Raw genomic sequence first — 24,782 nt, forward strand, 5'->3', positions numbered from 1 at the left:
AAACAGAAGACAGTGAACAGTAAACTGCCTCACTATGTCGGTTATTTCGGTCGAAAATTTAAGCAAGCACTACATCATTGACCATAAGAAGGGCAAGGGCGGCAATAGTCTGCGCGATGCCATCACCCATTCGGTGAAAGGCTTGTTCGGTAAGAAAGAGGCCGATGATGAGGTAACACAGGAAGAGTTCTGGGCGCTGCGCGATGTCAATTTTTCAGTTGAACAGGGAGACCGGGTAGGCATCGTGGGCCACAACGGCGCGGGCAAATCGACACTGCTAAAGATTCTGAGTAAGATTGTGGAACCCACAACCGGTCAGGTACGTATCCGCGGCCGGGTAGCCAGTCTGCTCGAAGTCGGTACGGGTTTCCACCCCGAGTTGACGGGCCGCGAAAATATTTACCTCAACGGCTCGCTGCTGGGCATGAAGCGCGAAGAGATCAAGGCATCGTTTGATGAGATTGTGGCCTTTGCGGGCGTTGAGCGTTTTCTGGATACGCCCGTAAAACGGTATTCGTCGGGGATGTACGTGCGGTTGGGCTTCGCCATTTCGGCCCACCTCAACCCCGAAATCATGATCGTCGACGAAGTACTGGCCGTTGGTGATGCCGATTTTCAGAAGAAAAGCCTCGGTAAAATGCGCGATAACTCAGCAAGTGGCCGCACCATTCTGTTTGTCAGCCACAACCTGACGGCTGTGCAGGCGCTTTGCAACAAAACGCTGTATTTCGAGAAAGGGCAACTGATCGAGCAGGGCGAAACCAACCAGGTGGTGGCCTCTTACCTGAGCAAGGTAGCACGTACCCGGCTTCGCCGCGAGTGGGCTACCCCCGAAGAAGCCCCCGGCAATGACCTCGTGCGTATCCGGCGGATGGAACTGGTGCCCGAGTACCCAGAGGGTGCCACGCATATCGACGTCAGAACGCCCATGCGGATTCAGTTTGAGTTCTGGAACATGATGGACCGGGCCAATCTGAACCTGAGTTTGCACGTATACTCGCTCACGGGCGAATGTATTTTTAACATTGGCAGTCAGTCGCAGGCCTATGGCAAGGGGTTAATTCAGGGCGAGTGCGTCATTCCGGGCTATTTTCTGAACGATGGCACGTACACCATCTCGATGATGATCGTGAAAGACACGGTAACGCCCTTGTTCAATATGGACGAAGGCATTACGTTCGATGTCGAAGACTACCGCGAAGGCGTGGCCTGGTATGGCAAATGGCCGGGCTACGTGCGGCCTCAATTCCCGTTCCGGGTCGAGGCGCTCGAATCGCTCAAAGAGGTCTAGTACCTTTGTCAGTTAACCGCCTGTCATTCGTCATTGGCCGTGCGTAGCGTTGCTAACCTACCTTCGGGTAACTTTGCAGGGCATCTTCAAACCACAATGGCATAGCCGAATGCCGACCGACCCATCAAGCCATGATTAACGTTACGAAATCATACCTGCCCGACCTAGCCGAATACACCCGTCTGCTGGAAGGTGTCTGGGAGCGGGTTCATCTGACCAACGACGGACCGCTGGTTCGAGAGTTGGAAGATCAGATGCGAGCCTATCTGGGTGTTCGTAACCTGCGCTTTTGCTCCAATGGCACTATCGTCATGCAGATTGCGCTCAAGGCTATGGGTATTACGGGAGAAGTAATCACGACGCCCTTCTCATACTGCGCTACTACTAACGTATTGTTGTGGGAAGGTTGCACGCCCGTTTTTGCCGATATCCGGGCCGATGACTTCACCATCGATCCCGATCTGATCGAACCCCTCATCACGGAACGTACCCAGGCCATTCTGGCCACGCACGTCTATGGCAACGCCTGCCAGATTGAGCAGATCGAAGCTATCGCGCACAAACACAACCTCAAGGTTATTTATGACGGCGCCCATGCCTTTGGGGCAGAATACAACGGTCGTTCGCTGTTGAGCTACGGCGATGCCAGCACCTGTAGCTTCCACGCGACCAAGGTGTTTCATACCGTGGAAGGCGGTTGCCTGATCACGCCCGACGACGACGTTGAACTGGCCACGACCGTGCAGCATTACCGCACCTTCGGCCATAAGTTCGACGAGTACTACAGCATGGGGATCAACGCCAAAAACTCGGAACTGCACGCCGCCATGGGTTTGTGTGTGCTGCCCAAAGTGGATGAACTGATCGATGCCCGGCAGGCTACATCGGAACGTTACGACAGTCAGCTTGATTTTTCGCGGCTGCAACGCCCCACGCTGACGGCTGGCATGACCCGCTACAACTACGCCTACTATCCAGTCGTATTCGCGTCGGAACAGGCGTTGCTCAACGTGGTTGACGCACTTAACGCACAAGGTATTGCGCCGCGTCGCTATTTCTACCCGTCGCTCAACACGCTGTCATTCCTGACCAACGCCGAGTCGTGCCCCATTTCGGAGGATGTTGCCCGCCGCGTATTGTGTCTGCCGCTGTACCCCGGCCTGCCCGATGAAGACGTAGATCGGATTTGCCAACTGGTCAACGAAGCCATCGTTGAAGTAGGCGTATAAACTGAATGTGTAATGAAGAATTAGTAATGTATAACGATCCTCCCCTGCCCGAAGATTGATCTGACTAGTAAGTCATTATACAGTATTTATTCTCCATTATTCATTACTAGTTATGCTCTTCTTTCTCCTTCTCTTTCTAACCTACGTAGGCTGGCTGGCGGCGCGGGTGGCTCGCCCATCGCTTGTCGACTGGTTGCTCACCGCCTTCCTACTCTTTGCCAGTAGCGTTATCCTGACGGGCTTCATCCTGTCGGCGCTCTATCAGACCAACCACGAGTGGGTTTGGGCTTTCGCGGTCTTCATCACCGCAACCCTCGTCGGATTCAGCCTCCGCTGGCTGGCGGGCAAACCCACTCCGGTAAACGTAGGTGCGTTGCTGCAAAACCGGCGGCATGAAGCGGCAGCCTGGTTCGGCGAGCTACCTCTGTTTGGCAAAGCGATATATGGTGGGCTGTTGCTCACCCTGGCTATTCTGGCGGTTACCAATCTGGCTATCGTCGTGTTTACCGTGCCGAACGAGTGGGACAGCATGACCGGCCACCTCAACAGGGTGGTGCAGTACATGCAGCGCGGCAGCATGCGCCATTTCGGCGGCACCAACTGGAACATCGACACGTACCCGAAGAGCGTCTGCACGCTTCAGATCTACGGCTACTTAATGACGGGGCGCTTCGAAAATGGCTTCAAACTGATTCATCACCTTTCCTACTGGATGGTGTTGATCGCCACGTTTGGCATCACCCAGCGTATTGGGCAGCTACGCGGAGCCAGCGCCCGCACCACCCTGTCGGCCAGTTTCCTGACGGCGTTGTGTATGGCCCTGCTACCCGATTTTCTGATGCAGGCCGTTACGACCGAGACCGACATTGTGCTGACGGCCTACCTGAGCCTGTTGATCTACCTGCTCTTCAGCTACCGCGTTGGACGGGAGTACCGCTATCTCTACCTGGCTGGCGTGGCTTTTGGGGTAGCCTACGGCCACAAAGTCACCTTCACGCTGCTGCTGCCGTCGGTTTTCATGATCATGGTCTATACCGTGTTCTGGTCGGGGCCACCTTCGGCCGATTCGTTCTTTACGACTTGGCAACGTACCTGGCGGCTTGGGGCGGCTATCGTTGTCGGCGCCTGCCTCTGGATGCTACCCACGGGTTACCTGAAAAACATCGAGGTTTTTGGCCACCCCATCGGCCCTCCGACGGCCCTGCGCCATCAGTCGGTAGAGCGGGCGGGGTCGCTACGAAACCTGCTGGAGCAAGGTTCGCGCAACGTTGTTCGCTACGGCTATGATCTGGTCAACCTCGACGGCCTGCGGAACGTACCTGTGGGGGCCGAACTCAACCGGACCATGCGCAAGCCGCTCGTCTGGCTCGAAGACCGGCTCCACATGCGCCTTGATGACGAGACCGACTTTTCGATCGTCCCGTTCACTTTCGAGCGGCGGTTTGTCTTCACCAACGCCAACCCCTACTGGGGCATTATCGGTTTTGGGTTGATGCTCCCCCTGCTGGTGCTGGTCGTGCTGTTTGTGCTGCGGTCGCCTGCCCATTTCTTTCTGGCTGTTGCCGTCGGGCTGCACTGGCTGGCCCTTGCCTACTCGGCTCCTTATGACCCGTTCAAAGGCCGTTATTTTACCGAAACGGGCATGATCGCCGTTCAATTTGTGGCGTTGCTGGTCTTCATCCCGCGCCTCAACATCCTGAAACCGGCTCATGTCGTGCTGAAAAGCTACGTCGGGCTGGTGCTGGCTGTGGGCGCTTTATCGGCGCTGTTCAGCGTTTTCCTGAACATTCGCGCCCTACCCTTCGCCTGGACAACGCCCGATGGTTACCCCTTTCCCTCGGTATTCGAAGCCGACCGCGTGCGCGTGATGACCATCGGCCGACCCGATACCTATGCGCCCTACAAACGCTTCGACGATATGGTGCCCGACACCGCCACCGTCGCGCTGGGCACGATCAACGACGACTACGAGTACCCGCTCTACGGCAAACACCTGTCGCGTCGGCTTATCCAGATCAATCCGTTCGAGCAGGGTGTGCAGCCCATTCCCAAAGAAGCAACGTACCTGTTCTTCGACAAGAGCGTGATCAAACCCCGCCCCGGCGACATTCGCCTCGGCACCGATACCAGCCTCCGCACCAGCCCATACGTGGTTGTACCTGGCGAAGACTATTATTTACGTAAACTGAAATAAGAGGAATGAATCATGGATTAGGAAATAGGAAAGAACCTGCCAGCTAGTGACTACTATTTCCTAATTCATATTTCATAATTCGTCTCTCCCGCCTGTCTATGACGCTCGCCATCATGCAACCGTATTTTCTGCCGTACATCGGCTATATGCAGTTGCTCAATGCCGTCGATACCTTCGTTTTTTACGACGATGTCGCCTTCATTAATCGCGGTTGGGTCAACCGGAATCGGGTACTGGTGGGGGGTAAGGAATTGCTGTTTACGATACCGCTGAAAGAAGCGAGTCAGAACAAAGCCATCCGCGACATTGCGCTGGCCAACGACCCGAAATGGCGGGGCAAGTTGCTCCGGACCATCGAGCAGAGTTATCGGAAAGCACCACTCTTCGCCGAAGTGATGCCCATCACCGAGCGGATCATCAACTTCCAGGCCGATAGCCAGACCGATGTCTCGGTGGCCGACTATATCTTTCACAGCTTCACGGAGCTAACCACGTACCTGAGCATTACCACCCGGCTGGTGGCCAGTTCGTCCATTTACCAGAACAGCCACCTGAAAGCGCAGGAACGGATTATCGACATTTGCCGGCAGGAAGGTGCCGACCGCTACATTAACCCGATTGGCGGTACAGAGTTATATTCGCAACCGGGATTCGATTCGATCGGCTGCGAACTGGCGTTTATGCAGGCGCGGCGGGTAACGTACCCACAGCACGGTGCGACCGAGTTTGTCCCCTGGCTGTCGATTCTGGACATTCTGATGAACAACACCGCAGACGCCATCCGGCCGATGCTGACCGAGTTTGACCTTATAACCAATGAGTGAATGAGTGAATGAGTAAATGAGTGAATCGTTGGACTAATACGAGGTGCGGCTTTGCACAATAAATTCCAAACATTCACTCATTCACTCACCCGCTCATTCACTCATTCTCACGCATGGCTAAAATCATCATTTTCGGGGTCCTCGACACGGCAGAGCTGGCCCATTTTTACCTGACGCACGACTCCGACCACGAGGTAGTGGCTTTCACCGTCAATCGCGAATACCTGAAGGATGAGTCGTTTAAAGGCCTGCCGGTTGTAGCGTTTGAAGACGTTGAAACGCTCTTCCCACCCAGCGATTACCAGTTTTTCGCGCCGATGACCGGTCGCAACATGAACCGGAACCGCGAGAAAGTCTACAACGAAGCCAAAGCCAAAGGCTACAAGTTTATTTCGTACATCAGTTCGAAAGCCACTACGTTCGGCAACGAAATCGGCGAAAACTGCTTCATTCTCGAAGATAACACCATCCAGCCGTTTACGACCATCGGTAACAACGTGGTACTGTGGAGCGGTAACCACATCGGCCACCACGGTCGTATCGACGACCACGTCTTTTTCACCTCCCACGTGGTAATGTCGGGCCATTGCCACATTCATTCGTACTGCTTCTTTGGTGTCAACAGCACCATCCGCGATTACCTCACAGTAGCCGAAGGCACCCTGTTGGCCATGTCGGCGGCGCTGTATAAAGACTCGGAAGCCTGGGGCGTCTACATCGGTAATCCGCCCAAAAAAGGGCCCAAGCCTAGCTACGAGACGTACTGATGCGGTTGTTGCTTATTGGTCATGATGCCAACCGGGCGGGGGCTCAGTTGGTGCTGCTGTATCTGATGCGCCTGCTAAAGGCGGACGGAATTGCTATGCACCTGCTGTTGGGCGAAGGCGGCCCGCTCGAAGCCGATTACCGGGCACTGGCGCCGGTTACCATCTGGCCCCAGACCAACGGCCATCTGGTAAGCCCCAATGCCGACAAGGTGTTGGGAAAACTAGGGCTGTGGCATCGGCAGGCCAACCGGCGCGACCGGCGGCATCAGCGCACGATTGCGCAGGAACTAAAACTCGGCCAGGTCGATGCGGTCCTGGTCAACACGGTGTCGGGGGCTCAATGGTTGCGGCAGCTTCCCCTCGCCGACAACGTACCTGTGATCGCGTACCTGCACGAACTGACGATGTCGGTGCAACTCTACACCCGTCCCGACGACCTGCGCTACCTCTTCAGCCGCGCCCAGCACCTGCTGACGGTTTCGGAAGCAACCGCTCAGTTCTACGAAAGCCGCTTTCAGGTGCCTGCTGATCGAATTTCGCTGTTTACGCTGATCGACGTCGACACGATTCGGCAACGCGTAGCTGAGGCCAGCCAACCCAATAGCCATGGCCGCCCGCTGCTCGACGTACCTGCGGATGCGGTCGTCGTCGGTGGGTGTGGTAATGCCGAATGGCGCAAAGGTAACGACCTGTTTGTAGCGCTGGCCCGCATGGTCAATCAGTTGCCGGGCGCGCCCGTTTATTTCGTTTGGGTGGGCATGCCGCCCAGTACCCTACGCGACGACCTCTGGCACGATGTTGAAAAGGCGGGGCTCACCGACCACGTCCGGTTCATCGAGCCGACGTCCGACGTGTTGCGCTACATGGCCCGATTCGACGTGTTTCTGCTCTGCTCACGCGAAGATCCCTATCCGCTTGTTGTGCTCGAGGCGGGAGCTAGCCAGTTGCCGGTTGTTTGTTTTGCCGGTGCCGGGGGCGCGCCCGAACTCATCGAAGACGATGGCGGGGCGGTTGTGCCTTACCTAGACCTCAACGCCATGGCAGCGGCCCTGCGCCAGCTTGCCAACGACCCGGCTCGCCGCCAGCAACAGGGGCATCGCCTTAGCCAGAAAATCGACCAACGACACAACAGCCGCCGGAGCATCGATCAGCTCCTCAGCCTGCTGAACCAACTGACGACTGCATGACGCTTGCCTTCACGATTTGCTCGGTTAACTATTTAGCACAGGCCCGCACACTGGGCGATTCGCTCCGACAAACCAACCCCGACTGGCAGTTTGTGATCGGGCTGGTGGATGATCTACGCACGGCTAATCTGCCGGCTGCGCTGGTGCCCGCTTACCCTATGCTCGAAGTAGCCGCGCTGAATATCCCCGACTTTGCGGGCATGTGCGACCGCTACGACATCACCGAGCTAAACACCGCCGTCAAGCCGTTTTTCATCGCGCACTTTTTTGAGCACGGGATGCAGGGCCTATGGGCACGGAGCCCGGAGTCAGATGCAGCTACGCCAATTCCCACGCCCCCAGCCCCGCGCCCCCAGCCCGACAAAGTCATTTATTTCGACCCGGACATTATTGTTTTTCAGCCGCTTACCCGGCTGTCGACGGCTCTGGATACGCACAGTATGGTGCTCACGCCGCATACTATCGCCCCAACGCCCGACTGGGAAACCCCCAACGAACAGGACCACCTGAACACGGGCATTTTCAATCTGGGGTTTATCGGCCTGCGCAACGACGATACAGCTCGCCGGTTTATGATGTGGTGGCAGCAACGCCTGACATATGAGTGCCGAATCGACCTCTGTGAAGGACTGTTCGTCGATCAGCATTGGGTCAATTTTGCACCCATTTACCATGATAACGTGCTGATTGAGAAGCACACCGGCTATAATGTCGCCTACTGGAACGTGCACGAACGTACCCTGGCGCAACAAGGCAACACCTGGGTTGTCAATGGTACCGACGAGCTACAGTTTTTCCATTACAGCGGCTACGGCGTCACCAAGCCCAACGACATTTCGAAATACCAGACCCGTTACACCTTTGCCCAGCGGCCCGATTTGCTGCCGTTATTCCGGCTGTATCACCAACGGCTGATCGACAACGGGAATGAAGCCTACCGGTCCTATCCGTGCGTATACATCAAGCCTCCTACCGTGCTGTACTACACGAGCGTCCGCCGGTTACTCAACAAGCCCGTTCAGAAACTGATGGGCTGGATGTAAGAGAAGCCCCTACCTTTGTAGTGGCATGCTCATTACCGTCAGTACCATCGCACAACTACCCCAGGCCCTAACGCTGGGCCGTAGTTTTCACCAACATCACCCCGACCAGCCGTTTGTCATTGGCCTGGCCGACAACGCCCACAACCTGCCCACGGGTTGGCAATCGCCGTTTCCGTTGCTTACGCTGGCCGATGCCGGGTTTGCGCCCGAAGCGATTGCCGCGCTCTCGGCCCGGTATACACCCACCGAATTCCGGGCAGCGACGAAACCAGCCTTTATTCGGGCTGCCTACGACCGTTTTTTTCAGTCGGGCATACTCTACGCCGATCCGTCGGCCTACGTTTTGGCGCCGCTGTCAAGCCTGTTCAATACCCTGTCTACGCACAGCCTGCTACTGAATCCGCATTGGCTGACGGCTCCTGTGGATAAGTTGCTGCCCGACGAAAAGCACCTCCAAAACGTGGGGCTTTATAGCAGTGGGTTCATTGGCTTTGGACGGCATCCCGAAACTGGCCGGATGCTCAACTGGTGGCACGAACGGGTACAGGAACATGCTCACCTCGATTTCTGTAACGGGCAATGCCTCGATCAGACCTGGCTCATGCACGTACCCACATTCTTCACGAATGTACGCTTATTGAAGGACCCCGGCTTGCAGGCTGCCCTCTGGAACCTACCCGAACGCCGCCTCCGCCACACGCCGCTGGGCTGGCAAGTAAGCCACAATGGTCAGACAACACCCCTGCTTACAGCCGATTTTCTGGGCCTGATACGGCCCGATGAGGGATTGTTTCAGCAGCAAACGCGCTTCACGCTCGCTCAGCGTCCCGACGGGAAAGCTTTACTGGAACTCTATCAGAAAGCCTTGCGCGACCAGGCTTCGTCGGGGCTAACCCGTGTCGCTCCTGCCTATGGGCTGCAACCCGAACCGACGGTGCGGCGTGGCTGGCGGCGTACTGCCCACGAACGTCTGCGCCAGTTAAGCCGCTGGATTGATACGGTACCCGTTCGGCCCGTTCATCGTTGATCCGTTTGCTGGTTCATATGCTCACCTTCTGGCTTTTTGTCGGATAAATCAATCAATTTTGGCTATTTTGCGTCGCTTTTCTACGAAAAATACAAAATGCCCACTCTGCACGACTTCGTTATTGCACCTTACAGACCGGCCAGTGGCCCCACGCCACCGGCCACCGGTAAGTCGCTCCCGAAGTTGACCGTAGTGACCCCCTCCTATAACCAGGCAACGTACCTGGAGCGGACGATCCTGAGCGTATTGAACCAGCAGTACCCGAATCTGGAGTATATCATCATCGACGGCGGCTCAACCGACGGCTCGCTGGCGATCATCGAGAAATACGCCCCCTATCTGGCTGGCTGGGTCAGCGAACCCGACAACGGGCAGACCGACGCCATCAACAAAGGCTTTCAACGGGCCACCGGCGATTATGTCGCCTACCAGAACTCCGACGACGTGTTTGCCCCCGACGCGCTCTGGCAGGTAGCGCGTGCTTGGCAACAGGCCCCACAGACCGACGTTTTTTTCGGTGATATGTACATCATCAACGAACAGGACGTTATTCTGGAAAAGTTGCGGGTACCGTCGTTCAGCGCTGGTTGCCAGATCCACGAAGGCATGCAGGTGTTCAACCAGTCGTTGTTTATCCGGCGCGAGTTACTGGCCCAGACCGGCTGGCTCGATGCCTCACTCCGGTTTGTGATGGACTACGAAGTGGTCACGCGGCTGGGCGTGCGGCCGGGCGTGCGGTTTCGGCACGTACCTGGGTTTTGGGGAGGTTTCCGCATTCAGCCCGACGCCAAGTCGTCGCAGATCGCGGCCATTGGTGAAGCCGAGCATCGGCAGGTGAGCCAACGCTACCAACCGCAGTTGCAAAGCCGTCTGAGCGCTTCGTTCTGGCGTCGCTACAGCCGATTGCGCAAGCTTGCCTGGTTTCTGCTGCGGGGGCAGTTTGGCTATATCTATCATCGACTTACGCTGCCTAAAGCATTATGAATGATTTTCTGAAACGACTGGATCTGATGCGGATGGCGCTGGGCATGTTTATCGTGCTTGACTCCTACCCACTGGGCTTTTTCTTCAAAGAAGTCGTTAAGGTTCCGCTGCCATCAGAGGTGTTTACGGCGGGGTTCATCCTGTTCGGTATGGTGCTGATGGTACATAAAACGTTTCTGAAAACGTTTTACCGGGTCAACACGCCCGTCTTTTTTGCGGCTATGGCCTTTCTGGCTACCTGTATCCTCTATGCTTTCATGTTCAACGAAGTAGGTCTGGCCGAGCGAAACAAAGACATGGTTTACTACGCCTTCATCGTTGGCTACATGTTTCTGCTGATCTGCATGCCCAACGAGGTATCACGGGAAGTCGCCTTCATTGGGGCCATGTTCACGCTGGTTTCTAATCTGGCGCTGGTTTATTCGCTTATTGTTGACCCGGACTGGACCATCGGTCAACGCGCCGCCATTCAGTATGGCGAACCGGGTATGCGGACGGGTAACCCGCACGTCTTTGCCCGTAACGCCCAAATCGGTATTGTATGCTCGCTGCTCTGGGCGTATCGACCCAATCAAAACGCCATTATCAAGATTCTAGGTATTGGACTGGTCATCTTCAACGTGATCATTATCATGTTGACGTTCAGTAAGGCAGCGATTCTGGCCACGACCATGGCCGCCTTCATTTACATGGGCGCTAACCTGCATCGCACAAATCCCCGCAAAGTGATGCAACTGCTGGTGAGCCCCACATCGCTAATTATCCTGGCGTTACCCTTCGTTGGTTTCTTTGTGTTCATCTCGATGCGCCCCGACATTTGGGACATCATCCTGGCTTACGGAGACATGATCTACGAGCGGTTCAGCGAAAACATTCTGGCGCTACTGGGGCTCGAATCGGAGTCGGCGGGCGGGGTTGCCGAGTTGGATGTATCGTCGGCCAACCGGGCGCTCAGTGTCGATTATACGATCAACGTTATTACGGATGTACCCTATAAACTACTGTTGGGTTTCGGCTATAAGACGTTCTACATGGACGTACCGATGCTCGAAGCGCTGATCAACCAGGGGATCGTGCCGTTCCTGATTTACGTGTTCATGTTTTATCGCCTCTGGAAAGACTGCCTGACGGTAGCCTATCGGGGCGGTCAGACCGACGTTGAATCGCTTTGGGCCTACTGCTTTTTTCTCTTCTTTGCCAGTTACCTGTTTGCGGGGCGACCGTACGAAATGGCCGTATTCCACCCTTTATGTCTTTTTGCCCGGTTCGTCAATATTTACTACCCGCCCGAACTGATGCCCGGCTACACCGATCAGCCACCCGTAGCCATCGAGGAACCCGATACGGCGGCCCTTCAACCGGCCTGATGCAACCATGCGGGTACTGATCGTTCATAATATTTTGTGGGCCCATTATAAGTCGCTGCTATTCAGCCGCCTCGCCCAGCAATTTGGGGCGGGCGATACGCTGCTGGTGATTCAGTTGGCCCTTACCGAAGGCCACCGTAAAGGACTGGGAATGCCCGATGCCACATCGGTGGGTTATCCCTTTCAGGTGCTACACAACGGCTCGCTTGATGAGCTACCGCTGTCCCAACGGATCAGCCGGCTTCTCAAAGCCGCCTTTGCCTTCCGGCCCGATGTGGTTTTGCTGACGGGGTATTACGATCCGGCCCAACTCCTGCTGGGTACGTTGCTGAAACTGCGCGGTTGCCGGGTAGTGCTGCAGAACGAATCGACGGCTCTCGACAACCCCCGCACCGGCTGGCGCGAACGCCTTAAAGCCGCCTTTGTGCGTCGTTGCGATGCAATCTTTTGCTTTGGCACCCGTGCCGCTGAGTACATGGTACAACTTGGAGCCGACCCGCGCCGGATTCTGGTTCGGAACAATGCCGTGGTTGACAATCAACTGCTCGCCCAAACGCATGCCGCTAGTTTACCGCACCGACAGGCTCAGCAAGCAGCCTTGGGTCTGAAACCCCGCAACCTGATTTACGTGGGGCGGCTTATCGAGATCAAGAATCTGGCGGCTTTGCTCGATGCCTTTGCCGCCGCCTGCAAAGCCGCGCCCTCGAACATAGCCAACGAATGGGGGCTAATCTTGCTGGGTGAGGGGGATCAAAAAACGGCCTTACAGGCACAGGCGGCTCAATTGGGCGTGGCCGACCGCGTTGTATTCTTGCCCGGCTGCGACTGGCGCGACGTACCCCGCTATCTGGCCCTGGCCGACGTATTCGTGCTGCCCAGCTTATCGGAACCGTGGGGGCTGGTGGTCAACGAGGCGATGGCCTGTGGCCTGCCGGTGCTGGTGTCGGACCGGTGTGGCTGCGCGGTCGATCTGGTGCGCGACGGCCAAAACGGCTATACCTTTGCCCCGGACGTACCTGAACAACTACCCGAACGGCTTGGGCAACTGCTCATGGCCTCGGCCGACGAACGCGACCGGATGGGCCGTGAATCGGTCCGGCTGGTGGCGCCTTTCGACCCCGACCGCGTCGGCAAGGCCATGTATGACGGCTTAAAACAAGTCAGTGGTCGGTAGGCCATTGATTGATCGCGCATGAAAATTCTACACATCTGTGCCTATACCTGGTCGATTGGCGGCCCTGCCCGCGTGATCTACGACCACGCGGCGGTCGCGGTGGCGCAGGGGCATCAGATCGACATTTTAAGCCCACTCTCGCCGGGCGATACGTTGTACCCCGCCCCGGATGGGGCGCGGGTGTTTCCCATGTACCGGACGCCGCCTATCAGCCGGTTTTTTCGGGAGTTTTCGGTCGACCTGTATCGGTTTCTGAAAGCGCATCTGCACGATTATGATCTGGTGCATTGCCATGGTCTGTGGCATTTTGGCAGTATTGCGCCCTTTCTGCTCGACAAACGCGTTGCCAAGGTAGTCACCATTCACGGTGTGCTCGACCGCTGGGCCGTGCAGCACAATCAGTGGAAAAAGACAATCATGGACGTGCTGATGCAGAAACGCCTACTCGAACGCGCCGACTTGATTCACCTCATCAGCCCCGATGAGCAGGACGACCTGCTGCGTTACCTGGGCCACCGCCACCCGCGCGTGGTGCTGATTCCCAATGGCATCCCCACCGCCGATTTTGCGCAGTTGCCGCCCCGGGGTACGTTCCGTCAGCAGTTTGGCCTGACCGCCGAGCAGCCCATGATTCTGTTTATGAGCCGGTTGCACGTCAAGAAAGGGCTCGATATTCTGCTCGACGGGTTTGCTCAATACGCCCGGCAACACCCCGACACGCAGTTGGTGCTAGCCGGCCCCGACGATAGCTATCAGGCGACCGCAGAGGCGTTTATTCGGGAACATCAGTTGGGCAATCAGGTTAAGGTTGTCGGGATGTTGACGGGCGAAGCCAAAAAAGCCGCACTGGCCGATGCCGACCTGTTTGTGCTGCCGTCGTATTCGGAAGGATTTTCGATGGCCGTGCTGGAGGCAATGGCGGCGGGCGTAGCCTGTCTGGTATCCGACCGGGTTGGCTTCGAACAGGCCATTCGCGAAACCAACGCTGCCTGCCTCACCGACACAACTGCCGGGGCCGTTGCTCAAAACCTCGACAAAGTACTGAGCGATGCGACGTACCGGCGGCAGATCGCGCAGAATGGCCAGCAACTGGTTCGCCAGCGTTATGACATCAATACCGTTGCTAGGCAGTTGTTGGCCGCTTATGAATCGGTTCTGGCCCCTAGAACGTACCTGACCAACCCCTAACGTACCCAGCCAACGTACCTGGCCCAAATCATAAACTACTTCATCAGTTAGTTCAGTAATGCCCAACGCCCCCCTTTCTTCCTCGACGCCCATTACCCCCGCGCAAGCCCATACGGGTGTTCGGGTGGGTACCAATCGGCGGCAATTGCAAACCATTCAGGCGGCACGGGGCGTGGCGGCCCTGACGGTTGTGGCGTTTCACCTGACAATGTTTGTGAGCGAATCATACGCCAAAACGTCGCTTTGGGGTAGCCTGTTTGAGCGCGGCTTCGCCGGGGTCGACTTGTTTTTCGTTATCAGCGGCTTCGTCATCGTTTACACCAGTCAGGATTATATCGATCGGCCCCGGCAGCTACGTACCTACCTTACCAAGCGGTTTGTGCGCGTTTACCCCATGTACTGGCTGTCGGTGCTGGGTATGATGGCCCTGATGGTGGCTAGTTATCTGGCCGGTGGGCCGTCGGTCCGCAACAGTATCAACAGCCAATGGCCTGACCTCACAACGTTTCTGCTAACACCTTACCATAAAATCCTGAACGGCGTCAGCTGGAGCCTGAGCTACGAACTGTTCTTTTACCTGCTCTTCGCCTGCCTCATCTTGTCGCGTCGGCTGTGGGTGGTGCCGGTGGTTTTTCTGTTGGGTAGCCTTTACGTTACCTTCACGCAGTCGTACTTCGTGCCGGGCGAAACACCCGTTCTCAGTTATTTCTGGTTTAGCCCGCTCAATGTCGAGTTTGCGCTGGGGGCCATCGTGGGCGTCTGGTTTACGCGCCGCCCGCCACAGTGGTGGCTGGGTACGTTGCTGGGCGTAGCAGGGCTCGTTTGGCTCTTCGCACTGCCCGATACGCTCAACGAATATTTGTCGCTCCGGCTCGGACATTACGGCGTCGCCAGCTTTTTGCTGCTGACCGGGCTGCTCACGCTCGAACACGCCTTTACGCTCAGACTACCGCGCTGGATGGTACTCACCGGCGACGCCTCATACGTGATTTACTTAGTTCATTTGCCAGCTATGCTGTTTTTCAGTCGGCTGATTGTTCGGCTGTTTCCGACCTACACGCCAACGGTTTCGCTGCTGTGTCTTTCCTTTGTGGTCGGCATTACCCTGCTGAGTATAGGCATTCACCGCTGGGTCGAAAAACCGCTGATGCGTACACTCACCGCCCGCCTCCTTCCCAAACCACGTCTATCATGAACGGCTTGTCCGTAATCATACTTACCCACAACGAAGAAAAGCACATCGGCCGCTGCCTCGAAAGCCTGCGCCCCCTGACCACCGACATCTTCATCGTCGATTCGTTCTCGACCGATCGGACCGTAGAGATTGCCCGGTCGATGGGGGCTACGGTTGTGCAAAATCCCTGGACGACCTATGCCGTTCAGTTCAATTACGGCATTACGCACACGCCGTTCAAAGGCACCTGGCTGATGCGGATGGATGCCGATGAGTATTTGTTGCCCGAACTGGCCGACGAAATCAATCAGCGGCTGCACACGCTCCCGGCCGACGTCAGCGGTGTGTATGTGAAACGGCGCGTGATGTTCATGGATCGCTGGATTCGGCACGGCGGCTACTACCCAATCTGGCTGTTACGGCTCTGGCGTCAGGGACAGGGCATTTGCGAACAGACCTGGATGGACGAACACATCCGCCTTACCGACGGCCCTGATAAGCAGCCGGCCAAAACGGTTCAATTTGTGCACGATCTGGTCGACCATAACCTGAACGACCTCACCTGGTGGACCAACAAGCACAACCATTACGCCACCCGCGAGGTCATTGATCTGCTGAATATCCGGTATAATTTCGATCAAACCGTGCGGGTAACGCCCCGGCTGTTTGGCACACAGGAACAGCGCAAACGGTACCTCAAAGAGAAGTATGCCTCGCTGCCACTCTTCACCCGACCGATCGCCTACTTTTTGTTCCGATATATCGGTCAGCTCGGTTTCTTAGATGGTCGAAAGGGCTTTGTCTGGCATTTCCTGCAAGGCTTGTGGTATCGCTTTCTGGTCGATGCCAAGCTGATGGACGTATATAACCGGGCAGGCCGCGACAAAGCCGATCTGATCGAGTATTTCAAACGTGAACATGGAAAAGATCTCACAGCCGGCATCCGGGGCTAACGTACCCAGCACCAGCAGCGGCCGTACCGATCTGTCGCGTTACGACAATAGCTGGTATAAGCCCGGCCCGCGCTGGAAAATTCTGGTATGGCACTTTATCAACGCCTGGTTGTTTAACTCATATGCCCCCATCCCGGCTGGGTTCAAAGTGAACCTGCTGCGCTGGTTTGGAGCTACGGTGGGACAAGGTGTGTTGATCAAACCGGCTGTTAACATCAAATACCCGTGGTTGCTGACGATCGGCAACCATGTCTGGATTGGTGAAAACGTCTGGATCGACAACCTCACCCAAGTCACGCTGGGCGATCATGTCTGCCTGTCACAAGGGGCCATGTTGCTTACCGGCAACCACAATTACAAAGTATCAACATTTGACCTGATCGTCGGGAGCGTCACGCTGGATGCGGGCGCCTGGATCGGGGCTAAAGCAACCGTTTGCCCGGGTGTACACGTCGGTTCACACGCTATTCTGGCGGTGAACTCCGTAGCCACCCGGAACCTCGATCCGTACACCATCTACCAGGGAAACCCGGCGGTGGCGGTACGGAAACGGGAAATTCAGTAACCATGAACGTTTCCATTATCACGGTCGTCTACAACGGTGCCGACACCATTGCCGAAGCTATTGACTCGGTGCTGGCGCAAACGTACCCGACCATCGAATACATTGTCGTGGACGGAGGCTCGACCGACGGCACCCAGGCCATTGTAGCGGGTTACGGTGACCGTATCAGCCGGTTTGTGTCGGAACCAGACGAAGGTCTCTACGATGCCATGAATAAGGGGATACGGCTGGCTACGGGCGATGTGATTGGTATTCTGAACGCCGATGATCTATACCGGCACCCTGACGTTATCAGCCGGGTTGTCGATACGTTTGAGCAGTCAGGAGCCGATGCCGTTTATGCCGATCTGGTCTATGCCGAGCGCACAAATCCCGACCGGGTTACGCGCTACTGGCAGGCTGGCGATTATACACCCGGCGCGTTTCTGCGCGGCTGGATGCCGCCCCACCCTACGTTCTTTGTTCGGGCGGCGTTGTACCGGCAGTACGGTTATTTTTCTACGGAATTACGCTCCGCTGCCGATTACGAATTGATGCTTCGCCTGATTCACAAACATCAGATACTGGTAGCCTATCTGAAAGAAGTAACGGTGGTGATGCGAACGGGCGGAGTTAGTAACAGTAGCGTTCAAAATCGCATTCGTGCCAATCGGGAAGATCGGTTGGCATGGCAATTGAATCAATTGAAACCTAACTGGTTTACTCTGTGGCTCAAACCATTACGTAAAATAGGGCAATTCTACCGCTCAATAAGCACACCCAGTTAATGAGTATTTGGTCTTGCCGTTTCGTATAAAAGTACAATTTTTGTAACCCACGTGTAAGTTCACGACGCTCAACCGTCTGAAAAACGGGAAACCGACCTGTCTATGAATCCTGATCTACTGATTGCCTACATTCAGCAAAAGCTAGGTGAGTCTGTCTTCCAGCAGGGCCTCTACTACGCGATTATGGCCTTTCTGGTGGCCTGCTTTGTAGCAATCGTTTCGGTACCAGTCGTGATCAAGATCACGGAGCTGAAAGCCTTGATGGAAAAACCGGGCGAGCGCCGGTCGCATACTGTACCAACGCCCACGTTTGGCGGCGTCGCCATATTCGCCGCCGTACTCATCAGCTATTTTATCTGGCCCATCAACGGTGACCCGACCGATCTGTACTGCACGAACCTATCGATCGTGGGTGCGGCGATCCTGTTCTTTATTGGCATGAAAGATGATCTGGTCGGCATCGACCCCAATAAGAAGATCCTCTTCCAGTTGCTGAGTGCCAGCAGCCTCATTTTTCTGGGCAACCTGAAACTTGATTACCTCTACGGTATTATGGGGTTCCATCACATTACGGATGTGGTGAGTATCGTACTAACCTGCTTTGTCTTTATCGCCCTCACCAACGCCATCAACCTCATCGATGGCATCGACGGCCTGGCGGGTGGCATCGCTACGATCGCCAGCCTGACGTTTGGTAGCTGGTTTCTGCTGTCGGAGCATTACGCCATGGCTACGATGGCCTTTGCGCTGGCGGGTGGCCTGGTGGGTTTCCTCCGGTTCAACTTCTCGCGCACCAGCAAGATCTTCATGGGCAACACAGGCTCGCTGCTTATTGGCTTCTTTCTGGCCTTCTTCGCCGTGCGCTTCGTTAACCTGAACGCCTCCTACCGCTTCGATCCGCGCAGCTTTTTCAACGCGCCCATCATCGCCATCGTGGTCTTGATCGTTCCGATTTTCGATACCCTGCGGGTCTTTATGGTGCGGGTGCTCAATGGCAAATCGCCCTTCTCGGCCGACCGCAATCACATGCACCACATTCTGCTCGACAATGGTCTCTCGCACGCGGCGGCCACGGCAGTGCTTTGTGGCGCATCGCTCATCAATACGGTGCTGTTCCTGTTCCTGCACCGCAACATCTCCAATACGTCCTCACTGATTATTCTGGTGGCTTCATTCTTTGCCTACCTGCTCATTGGTTCGCTTCTCAAAATGCGGGCCGTATACATGTCGACTCACCCGCGGCGGCGGATGGCCGCGCTGCGGCGCGAATTCCAGAATGCCGTTACAGGCCGCGAAGGCCGCCGCCTGACCGACCTGCTTTAGGGAAAGCGGTTTGCCAACAAAGAGAAAAAGCCAGGTACGTTGTGCGCTGTTCAAAGACGCAACGTACCTGGCTTTTTCTCTTTGTTGACGTTATTGCCTACTGCCCTGCCTGAGCCTGCCGGGTAAGCACCAGATCTTTGCTGATAAACCGAACACCTTTATAGACCGTTGCCACCAGCGTGTTGGCGTCGGTCAGGTGCATGACCACGTCGAACCGGGCACCCGACGACGGGTGAATCATGCTGCCACCTTTCCATTCGTTGTCTCCATAGGACAAGTCGGTCAGAACGATTTTATTGCGGATGTTACCATAGTTGGCAGCCGCACTCGCGCTCACTTCGGCCATACGGCCATAGTAGCGGCCGTTTTCACGGTAAATCTCAACACAGGTCTGTTTTTTGGGAAACAGCCAACGGCCCAGAATCCGATCAGCACCGGCATCGGTCGATTGACCTGCCGTCGTGACCACAAGGCAAAGCAATAAGCAAAGTAGGGTTTTACTGATAAGAACCATGTGATGAGTTTAACCGTGCTGAGCAGTAAACGGTTAGGCTATCGAAATTAGTTTCTTGATAAACATGAATTAATCTACTAATAAAATAGATTTATCCTACGGTGAAGCAACAAAAAAGCCGTCGGAGAATCTCCGGCGGCTTTCCGCTTCTATCCACACCATTTCAGAGGTAGTAACGCCGCAACTAAGTTGCGATGCACCGGCCTCTGATGTTCAACCTTCCCTTTGTAAAGGGTCTTTATACAAAGTAGCAGTGGCCTAGGGCCCCTCACCACGTGTATTACATTGTTCAGAAAGCGGCTATGATACCTGCTTATTACAATAACGCTGATTTGGCAAAGCTACGCTCATCGATCTGGTTAAAAAATGATGAGAATTTGCTTAGAATTGCCTCGGTAGCCGAACAGTGCCCAGCCAGTATGACTGCAACGCGTTCATGGTTTCTACCAGTTGCGAGAACGTAATCGGTTTAGTAACGAATGAAGCCGCCCCCAAATTGTAGCTTTCCCGAATATCCTGCTCCGCGGATGAGGTCGTCAGGATCACCACGGGTAAATGCCGGTAATGCGTCGACGCTTTGATCTGCTTCAACGCTTCCAGCCCGTTTACAATGGGCATATTCAGGTCAACCAGTAAGAGAGCAGGTGTTGGTGGCGCGTCGGCTTCACCCTGCTGACAGGCATCGAGGTATTGAATGAGTTGTTCCCCATTTTCAACAAACTCAATGACGCCATCAAACGAAGCACTCATCAACGCCTGACGCAACAACACACGGTCATCATCATCGTCATCGGCGATGAGGATAACCATTTTCCCATTACGTTTCATATCAAGTACGGTAGTAGCCGGGCAGACTAAGTCCAACGGGCATGTAAAGGTAACAACCGTCCTTAATGAATGCTGTATTGAGGCAATGAGCTGGCTGTATTTTTTACTCAATCGCTTAACCGGTATGAAAAAAGCTACTCAGGACACCTGAATAGCTTTCCGACTATATCCACACCATTAAAGCGAGGCCATAGAATTACTTAAATGACCCAGCTGTTATGCTTTTGTAAAAAAGCAGTGCAAAGGTATCAATAGGCTATCTATCAAGCAATCGTGTCCTTGAAAAATAATAAAGATATGCCTTGATTACTATCCGAAAAGTAAGTATATATGCTCAACTTACCAGATATGCCAAAACAGATAACAAAGACCGATCTATTATCTTTGTTCTATGTTCATTGTCAACCTACTGGCTAAGCTACCGCTGTGGTTTCTTTATCGATTATCGGACGTTTTTTATGGGCTCATCGCCTACGTTGTCCGGTATCGGCGAGCGGTCATTACCGACAACCTACGTCAATCATTTCCCGATCGGTCTGATGCCGACATTGCCCGTCTAAGGCGCGGCTTCTATCGTAATTTCTGCGATCTGCTGGTCGAGATCATCAAACTGCCGGGCCTCTCGGCCGACGAGTTGCGGCGGCGGGTTCATTACACCAATCCTGAACTCGTGCGGGCCAGCCTGGAAACAGGCAAACCCGTTATCGGCCTGGCGTCGCACCATTGTAACTGGGAATGGTTGCCGGCTGCCGCCACGCTGTATGGCATGCCCGTCGACAGTGTGTATAAGCCGTTACACAATGATTTTTTCGAGCAGCTCATGCTTCGGATTCGGTCTACGTTTGGACCGGTGCCGGTGCCAATGGGAAAACTGCCCCGGCAAATGGTGATTGACCGCAACCGACCGCGCATCATCGCGCTGGTAGCCGACCAAATGCCCGACCGACCCGAAAACGCCTATTGGACCAATTTTATGAACCGCAATACGCCCTTCTACCCCGGGCTTGAGCGGCTGGCGCGGGGGCAACAACTCCCGGTTTTTTACATCGAAATGGTGCGGGTACGTCGGGGTTACTACACGGCTACGTTCACACAGATTGGCACCCCACCCTATGGCGAACTGGCTACCGGCGAGCTGATCGAACGCTACCGCGATGCGCTTACCAACACCCTGGAAAAGCACCCCGCCGACTGGCTCTGGTCGCACAAGCGCTGGAAACACCACCGCGAGAAATACGACCGCGTCATTACGAAGCTGGAGTAAAGGAATGTATAGTGTATAATGTAGAATGAATAATGGGCTGGCGCACCTTGATTTCGCACCAGCCCATTATTCATTCTACATTATACACTATACATTCCTACTACTGATACTGAATGTACATCGGTTTGGGGTTCAGCGACAGCACTTCCGATGGCTCCATCAGGTGCGGCACCTTGTGCTTCGACCGGAGGTCTACTTTCTTCAAGTCGTTGTGGTAGAACAACTTGAACCCAGTATACTGTACCGGCTGCGTTTGAATGTAGTCGTGGTACGTATCACGTTTCAGCGAAGGCGGGCCCCAGCCATCCATGTTCATCACAATCTGTACGTTGGGGTCGAGCTTGATATTCTTGTAGTTCGTCACCATCCGGTTGGTGAAGCGGTGAACCACCAGCACCTTGGGCGATAACTTGTTCTCGCGAACGATCCGGCTTAAAAACTGCACCGCCTGATTGATGTCGGCGGCATCATACGTACCAATTTTGGTACCCGGCCGGGCACCCGTTTTCATCGAAAACTCGGGGTCGATACCCAGGTGCACATAGGGCAGCTTCAGATACGGCTCCAGAAATTCCATTTCGGGACCGAGCGGCGCCAGGCCCACCTGAATATCGAGGAAACAAATCGAGTTGTGCTCAGCTGCCCAGCGAATCACCTTCCGAATGGTTTTGTCGGACATACGCATCCGGTACTTGCCATCTTTACCGGGCGCTCCCTGCGCTGAAATGGCTACCAAATGCAGCGCTTTCTGCACCGGCGTTTTGGCCGAATCCTGCTCTACCCAGGCTACCGCCTGCTTGTCGAGGCGGCTCAGCATCTCTTCTTTGGGGTATTCGCCCAAAATGCCCATTTTCTTCGAGTGCGGATTGCCGTAGTAGGCCAGAATCCGTTTTTTCGGTAGAATGGCCTCCGTGATTTTGGGGCCGATCATTCCTAATGAGTCGAGGGGAGACAGCTCTTTTCCGGCTGCGGCCGCTGTGGTATCGGTCGTAGTGGGGGTAGTTGTGCTATCGGCAGCGACTGATGAGGTGGTGGCGGGTGTACTGGCGGCCGTTTCCGGGGCGGTAGCTGTGGAGTCGGCGGCTGTCCGGTCTTTAGCGGCGTTTGACTGGCACCCGAGGTTAAACCAAAGGGCAGATAGGGTAAGTACGGTTAGCGAAAACTTAGTCATGCGGTGATCAATACAGTCGGCAATCGATTTATTCTGTAAAGTAAGGGAAGAAAGAGGAAAGGTACGTTGCCGATTGTAGCAGTCGACTTCCGTACCAGCTAAAAAGTTCGCCATCAACCAGCCTGACGCGCGCCGTTGGGCAAATCGCCTTTAACTCAATGATGTGTTTTTCTTTGAACGGGTAGGGTTCCGACGACAGAAAAACCCAATCGGGCTGGGCAGCGGCCAGATCATCGGCCGAGACAACGGGGTACCGCGTTTGATGAGCAAAGGCATTATCCCAACCCGCTTTCGCCAGCATGGCGTTGATGAACGTATCAGCGGCGGCTACCATCCAGGGCTTCCGCCAGATCAGGTACGTTATGCGTGGCCTTCGCCCAGTGGGCTTGTATTTAGCTATACTGCTGGGTACGTTGTGCCAAAGGTTGTCCAGCGATGCCTCGATCTGCGAGGCCAGTTGGCTGGCTTCGGCGCTTCGGCCAACGAGTTGGCCCACCTCGCGGATCATGGCGTAGGCGTCGGGCAGGGTAACGACGTCGGTTACGTGCACGGGAGCGATGGCTTGCAGGGCCTCGACATCGGCTCGGGTGTTCTCTTCTTTGTTGGCAATAATCAGCGTGGGTTGTAACGCCCTTACGCGCTCAATATCCACATTCTTTGTACCACCAACCTGTTGCTTCTGAAGGACTTTGTCGGCGGGATGAATGCAGAATTTGGTGACGCCTACCACGGCTTCATCAAGACCCAGATCAAAGAGAAGTTCGGTTTGCGACGGAACCAGCGAAACAATCCGCTGACGGGGCGGTAGGCTCATAACTCAGGTACGTTGTCTTGCCAAAGTAAACGCAGCGACCCACCAAACGGCCCGATAGCCGCCATTATATTTTATTGACTTGCGGCTATCCATCAGTTCGTCGGTCAACACAGGGCCTAGGTCGGCACAGATAAGGTGTATGTCGGCACAGCACCTGGCAGGCAGCTTAGTCCTCACCTAACAGGCCATATCTTGGTGACAGCAAAGATGCAACGCTGCGTTGCCCAACCGCGTCTATACCAACATGAACTCACCTCGTTACATCCTCCTGGCGGCGCTGCTGCTGACGGTCGGGACGGTAGTTGCCCAAACAGCGCCTACCTCGGGCACCATCACCTACGAAACCATGCGCCGGTTCGACCCGGCCAATATGCGTATCAACATCAACGGGCAGGAGATTCGGCCCGGTGGCACCATGCCTAACGGCGCGACCTTCAACCCACCCGAAACGATGGAAGGCGAAGAAAGCTTTCAGTTTGGGGGCGGCTGGGCCAAGCGCAACCCGATGGCTCGGGGCGGTAACCGGACGTTTATGATGCGGGGCCCCGGCGGAGGCGATGGCAATGGTACCCCGCCACCGTCCCCAACGCCCGAGCAGATGCGCCGGATGGAGCAGATGCGCAACTTCCGGGCACCGTTTGAGGAAACGCAGTATACCGACCTGTCGACGGGCAAAACGGTGCAGATTATGACCGTCACCGCCGATTCACTACACAAGGAATCGTACCGCTCCGAAACACCGGTCACACGCCCCGCCGACTGGCAGGCTACCAACAAAACCAAGAAGCTGCTGGGGTATACGTGCCAGAAAATCACCTGTACGGTTAAGGAGCAACCCTGCACGGTGTGGGTCACGACCGATCTTCCCTATACGTTTTCACCAGCCCCGCAGTTTACGCCTGATAAAGGCGTGGTGCTGGCCATCGAAAGCGACGACCTGACCTACCGCGCCACCAAGCTCAACGCAGGCCTGGTCGACGCGGCCACGCTGCTGCCCAGCGCCGATGCCAAAACCGTTTCGGCTGATGAGCTGCGCGAGGTGCGTCGCAAAGCGATGGCCAATTTCCGGCAACAGCGCGGAATGAACATGCCGATGCCCAATCGGGAATAAAATCGATCCGGCCTGAGGGCTCT

23 protein-coding genes are annotated in these 24,782 nt (G+C 55.4%); 19 read left to right on the plus strand and 4 right to left on the minus strand.

The window, feature by feature from the left end; translation table 11 throughout:
* Positions 1-34: 34 nt before the first annotated feature.
* The 17 genes from ACAW74_RS11720 (at position 35) to ACAW74_RS11800 (ending at position 19,057) form a co-directional block, all read left to right on the plus strand.
* Complete coding sequence (locus tag ACAW74_RS11720) at positions 35-1,291, plus strand: ABC transporter ATP-binding protein (RefSeq protein ID WP_370698389.1); 1,257 nt, start codon at positions 35-37, stop codon at positions 1,289-1,291.
* Between the two features lie 131 nt (positions 1,292-1,422).
* A complete protein-coding gene (locus tag ACAW74_RS11725; protein WP_370698390.1) occupies positions 1,423-2,520 on the plus strand; it encodes a DegT/DnrJ/EryC1/StrS family aminotransferase in 1,098 nt (365 codons plus the stop codon).
* A gap of 112 nt (positions 2,521-2,632) precedes the next feature.
* Positions 2,633-4,714, plus strand: a complete 2,082-nt coding sequence (locus ACAW74_RS11730; RefSeq protein ID WP_370698391.1) for a glycosyltransferase family 39 protein — start codon at positions 2,633-2,635, stop codon at positions 4,712-4,714.
* Positions 4,715-4,812: 98 nt separating this feature from the next.
* Entirely contained in the window at positions 4,813-5,538 is a 726-nt protein-coding gene (locus ACAW74_RS11735) for a WbqC family protein (RefSeq protein ID WP_370698392.1), read from the plus strand.
* A gap of 113 nt (positions 5,539-5,651) precedes the next feature.
* Positions 5,652-6,305 (plus strand): acetyltransferase, encoded by a 654-nt coding sequence (locus ACAW74_RS11740; RefSeq protein ID WP_370698393.1) that lies wholly within the window; start codon positions 5,652-5,654, stop codon positions 6,303-6,305.
* Positions 6,305-7,492: a glycosyltransferase family 4 protein gene (locus ACAW74_RS11745; RefSeq protein WP_370698394.1), complete on the plus strand. Its 1,188-nt coding sequence runs from the start codon at positions 6,305-6,307 to the stop codon at positions 7,490-7,492. Before ACAW74_RS11740 ends, ACAW74_RS11745 begins: the two co-directional genes overlap by 1 nt.
* Positions 7,489-8,535: a glycosyl transferase gene (locus tag ACAW74_RS11750; protein ID WP_370698395.1), complete on the plus strand. Its 1,047-nt coding sequence runs from the start codon at positions 7,489-7,491 to the stop codon at positions 8,533-8,535. The genes ACAW74_RS11745 and ACAW74_RS11750 overlap by 4 nt, the downstream gene beginning before the upstream one ends.
* Positions 8,536-8,560: 25 nt before the next feature.
* The gene (locus tag ACAW74_RS11755; protein ID WP_370698396.1) at positions 8,561-9,562 is read left to right on the plus strand and encodes a hypothetical protein; all 1,002 of its coding nucleotides are present in this window, start codon (positions 8,561-8,563) and stop codon (positions 9,560-9,562) included.
* A 36-nt stretch (positions 9,563-9,598) separates the two neighbouring features.
* Complete coding sequence (locus ACAW74_RS11760) at positions 9,599-10,546, plus strand: glycosyltransferase family 2 protein (protein WP_370698397.1); 948 nt, start codon at positions 9,599-9,601, stop codon at positions 10,544-10,546.
* The gene (locus ACAW74_RS11765; protein ID WP_370698398.1) at positions 10,543-11,913 is read left to right on the plus strand and encodes a hypothetical protein; all 1,371 of its coding nucleotides are present in this window, start codon (positions 10,543-10,545) and stop codon (positions 11,911-11,913) included. The genes ACAW74_RS11760 and ACAW74_RS11765 overlap by 4 nt, the downstream gene beginning before the upstream one ends.
* Before the next feature lie 7 nt (positions 11,914-11,920).
* Complete coding sequence (locus ACAW74_RS11770; protein ID WP_370698399.1) at positions 11,921-13,087, plus strand: glycosyltransferase family 4 protein; 1,167 nt, start codon at positions 11,921-11,923, stop codon at positions 13,085-13,087.
* Between the two features lie 18 nt (positions 13,088-13,105).
* Entirely contained in the window at positions 13,106-14,275 is a 1,170-nt protein-coding gene (locus ACAW74_RS11775; RefSeq protein ID WP_370698400.1) for a glycosyltransferase, read from the plus strand.
* Positions 14,276-14,333: 58 nt separating this feature from the next.
* A complete protein-coding gene (locus ACAW74_RS11780; protein WP_370698401.1) occupies positions 14,334-15,470 on the plus strand; it encodes an acyltransferase family protein in 1,137 nt (378 codons plus the stop codon).
* Positions 15,467-16,402, plus strand: coding sequence for a glycosyltransferase family 2 protein (locus tag ACAW74_RS11785; protein ID WP_370698402.1), 936 nt, complete (start codon positions 15,467-15,469; stop codon positions 16,400-16,402). Before ACAW74_RS11780 ends, ACAW74_RS11785 begins: the two co-directional genes overlap by 4 nt.
* The gene (locus ACAW74_RS11790; protein WP_370698403.1) at positions 16,368-16,967 is read left to right on the plus strand and encodes a WcaF family extracellular polysaccharide biosynthesis acetyltransferase; all 600 of its coding nucleotides are present in this window, start codon (positions 16,368-16,370) and stop codon (positions 16,965-16,967) included. Before ACAW74_RS11785 ends, ACAW74_RS11790 begins: the two co-directional genes overlap by 35 nt.
* A gap of 2 nt (positions 16,968-16,969) precedes the next feature.
* A complete protein-coding gene (locus ACAW74_RS11795; protein WP_370698404.1) occupies positions 16,970-17,734 on the plus strand; it encodes a glycosyltransferase family 2 protein in 765 nt (254 codons plus the stop codon).
* A gap of 102 nt (positions 17,735-17,836) precedes the next feature.
* On the plus strand, positions 17,837-19,057 hold the full coding sequence (locus ACAW74_RS11800; RefSeq protein WP_370698405.1) for a glycosyltransferase family 4 protein: 1,221 nt from the start codon (positions 17,837-17,839) through the stop codon (positions 19,055-19,057).
* A 97-nt stretch (positions 19,058-19,154) separates the two neighbouring features.
* On the opposite strand, the gene ACAW74_RS11805 is transcribed toward ACAW74_RS11800, so the two are convergent.
* Together ACAW74_RS11805 and ACAW74_RS11810 are read right to left on the minus strand one after the other, a co-directional pair.
* Positions 19,155-19,571, minus strand: a complete 417-nt coding sequence (locus ACAW74_RS11805; protein ID WP_370698406.1) for a DUF2147 domain-containing protein — start codon at positions 19,569-19,571, stop codon at positions 19,155-19,157.
* A 381-nt stretch (positions 19,572-19,952) separates the two neighbouring features.
* On the minus strand, positions 19,953-20,381 hold the full coding sequence (locus ACAW74_RS11810) for a response regulator (protein WP_370698407.1): 429 nt from the start codon (positions 20,379-20,381) through the stop codon (positions 19,953-19,955).
* A 409-nt stretch (positions 20,382-20,790) separates the two neighbouring features.
* Here ACAW74_RS11810 and ACAW74_RS11815 point away from each other — a divergent pair, with 409 nt between their 5' ends.
* Positions 20,791-21,663, plus strand: a complete 873-nt coding sequence (locus ACAW74_RS11815) for a lysophospholipid acyltransferase family protein (RefSeq protein WP_370698408.1) — start codon at positions 20,791-20,793, stop codon at positions 21,661-21,663.
* 100 nt (positions 21,664-21,763) lie between these two features.
* On the opposite strand, the gene ACAW74_RS11820 is transcribed toward ACAW74_RS11815, so the two are convergent.
* Both ACAW74_RS11820 and ACAW74_RS11825 read right to left on the minus strand, forming a co-directional pair.
* A complete protein-coding gene (locus ACAW74_RS11820; RefSeq protein WP_370698409.1) occupies positions 21,764-22,834 on the minus strand; it encodes a hypothetical protein in 1,071 nt (356 codons plus the stop codon).
* Between the two features lie 28 nt (positions 22,835-22,862).
* Complete coding sequence (locus tag ACAW74_RS11825) at positions 22,863-23,648, minus strand: ABC transporter substrate-binding protein (protein WP_370698410.1); 786 nt, start codon at positions 23,646-23,648, stop codon at positions 22,863-22,865.
* Between the two features lie 244 nt (positions 23,649-23,892).
* Between ACAW74_RS11825 and ACAW74_RS11830 the strand changes: the two genes are divergently transcribed.
* Positions 23,893-24,759 (plus strand): GLPGLI family protein, encoded by an 867-nt coding sequence (locus ACAW74_RS11830; RefSeq protein ID WP_370698411.1) that lies wholly within the window; start codon positions 23,893-23,895, stop codon positions 24,757-24,759.
* Positions 24,760-24,782 lie beyond the last annotated feature (23 nt).

The organism is Fibrella musci, from assembly GCF_041321105.1.
Lineage (GTDB): Bacteria > Bacteroidota > Bacteroidia > Cytophagales > Spirosomataceae > Fibrella > Fibrella musci.

What these genes read in the sequence shown, in the direction of transcription:
- ACAW74_RS11720 (WP_370698389.1), top strand. Translation starts at nt 35, where the DNA reads ATGTCGGTTATTTCGGTCGAAAATTTAAGCAAGCACTACATCATTGAC.
- ACAW74_RS11725 (WP_370698390.1), top strand. Translation starts at nt 1,423, where the DNA reads ATGATTAACGTTACGAAATCATACCTGCCCGACCTAGCCGAATACACC.
- ACAW74_RS11730 (WP_370698391.1), top strand. Translation starts at nt 2,633, where the DNA reads ATGCTCTTCTTTCTCCTTCTCTTTCTAACCTACGTAGGCTGGCTGGCG.
- ACAW74_RS11735 (WP_370698392.1), top strand. Translation starts at nt 4,813, where the DNA reads ATGACGCTCGCCATCATGCAACCGTATTTTCTGCCGTACATCGGCTAT.
- ACAW74_RS11740 (WP_370698393.1), top strand. Translation starts at nt 5,652, where the DNA reads ATGGCTAAAATCATCATTTTCGGGGTCCTCGACACGGCAGAGCTGGCC.
- ACAW74_RS11745 (WP_370698394.1), top strand. Translation starts at nt 6,305, where the DNA reads ATGCGGTTGTTGCTTATTGGTCATGATGCCAACCGGGCGGGGGCTCAG.
- ACAW74_RS11750 (WP_370698395.1), top strand. Translation starts at nt 7,489, where the DNA reads ATGACGCTTGCCTTCACGATTTGCTCGGTTAACTATTTAGCACAGGCC.
- ACAW74_RS11755 (WP_370698396.1), top strand. Translation starts at nt 8,561, where the DNA reads ATGCTCATTACCGTCAGTACCATCGCACAACTACCCCAGGCCCTAACG.
- ACAW74_RS11765 (WP_370698398.1), top strand. Translation starts at nt 10,543, where the DNA reads ATGAATGATTTTCTGAAACGACTGGATCTGATGCGGATGGCGCTGGGC.
- ACAW74_RS11770 (WP_370698399.1), top strand. Translation starts at nt 11,921, where the DNA reads ATGCGGGTACTGATCGTTCATAATATTTTGTGGGCCCATTATAAGTCG.
- ACAW74_RS11775 (WP_370698400.1), top strand. Translation starts at nt 13,106, where the DNA reads ATGAAAATTCTACACATCTGTGCCTATACCTGGTCGATTGGCGGCCCT.
- ACAW74_RS11780 (WP_370698401.1), top strand. Translation starts at nt 14,334, where the DNA reads ATGCCCAACGCCCCCCTTTCTTCCTCGACGCCCATTACCCCCGCGCAA.
- ACAW74_RS11785 (WP_370698402.1), top strand. Translation starts at nt 15,467, where the DNA reads ATGAACGGCTTGTCCGTAATCATACTTACCCACAACGAAGAAAAGCAC.
- ACAW74_RS11790 (WP_370698403.1), top strand. Translation starts at nt 16,368, where the DNA reads ATGGAAAAGATCTCACAGCCGGCATCCGGGGCTAACGTACCCAGCACC.
- ACAW74_RS11795 (WP_370698404.1), top strand. Translation starts at nt 16,970, where the DNA reads ATGAACGTTTCCATTATCACGGTCGTCTACAACGGTGCCGACACCATT.
- ACAW74_RS11800 (WP_370698405.1), top strand. Translation starts at nt 17,837, where the DNA reads ATGAATCCTGATCTACTGATTGCCTACATTCAGCAAAAGCTAGGTGAG.
- ACAW74_RS11805 (WP_370698406.1), bottom strand. Translation starts at nt 19,571, where the DNA reads ATGGTTCTTATCAGTAAAACCCTACTTTGCTTATTGCTTTGCCTTGTG.
- ACAW74_RS11810 (WP_370698407.1), bottom strand. Translation starts at nt 20,381, where the DNA reads ATGGTTATCCTCATCGCCGATGACGATGATGATGACCGTGTGTTGTTG.
- ACAW74_RS11815 (WP_370698408.1), top strand. Translation starts at nt 20,791, where the DNA reads ATGTTCATTGTCAACCTACTGGCTAAGCTACCGCTGTGGTTTCTTTAT.
- ACAW74_RS11820 (WP_370698409.1), bottom strand. Translation starts at nt 22,834, where the DNA reads ATGACTAAGTTTTCGCTAACCGTACTTACCCTATCTGCCCTTTGGTTT.
- ACAW74_RS11825 (WP_370698410.1), bottom strand. Translation starts at nt 23,648, where the DNA reads ATGAGCCTACCGCCCCGTCAGCGGATTGTTTCGCTGGTTCCGTCGCAA.
- ACAW74_RS11830 (WP_370698411.1), top strand. Translation starts at nt 23,893, where the DNA reads ATGAACTCACCTCGTTACATCCTCCTGGCGGCGCTGCTGCTGACGGTC.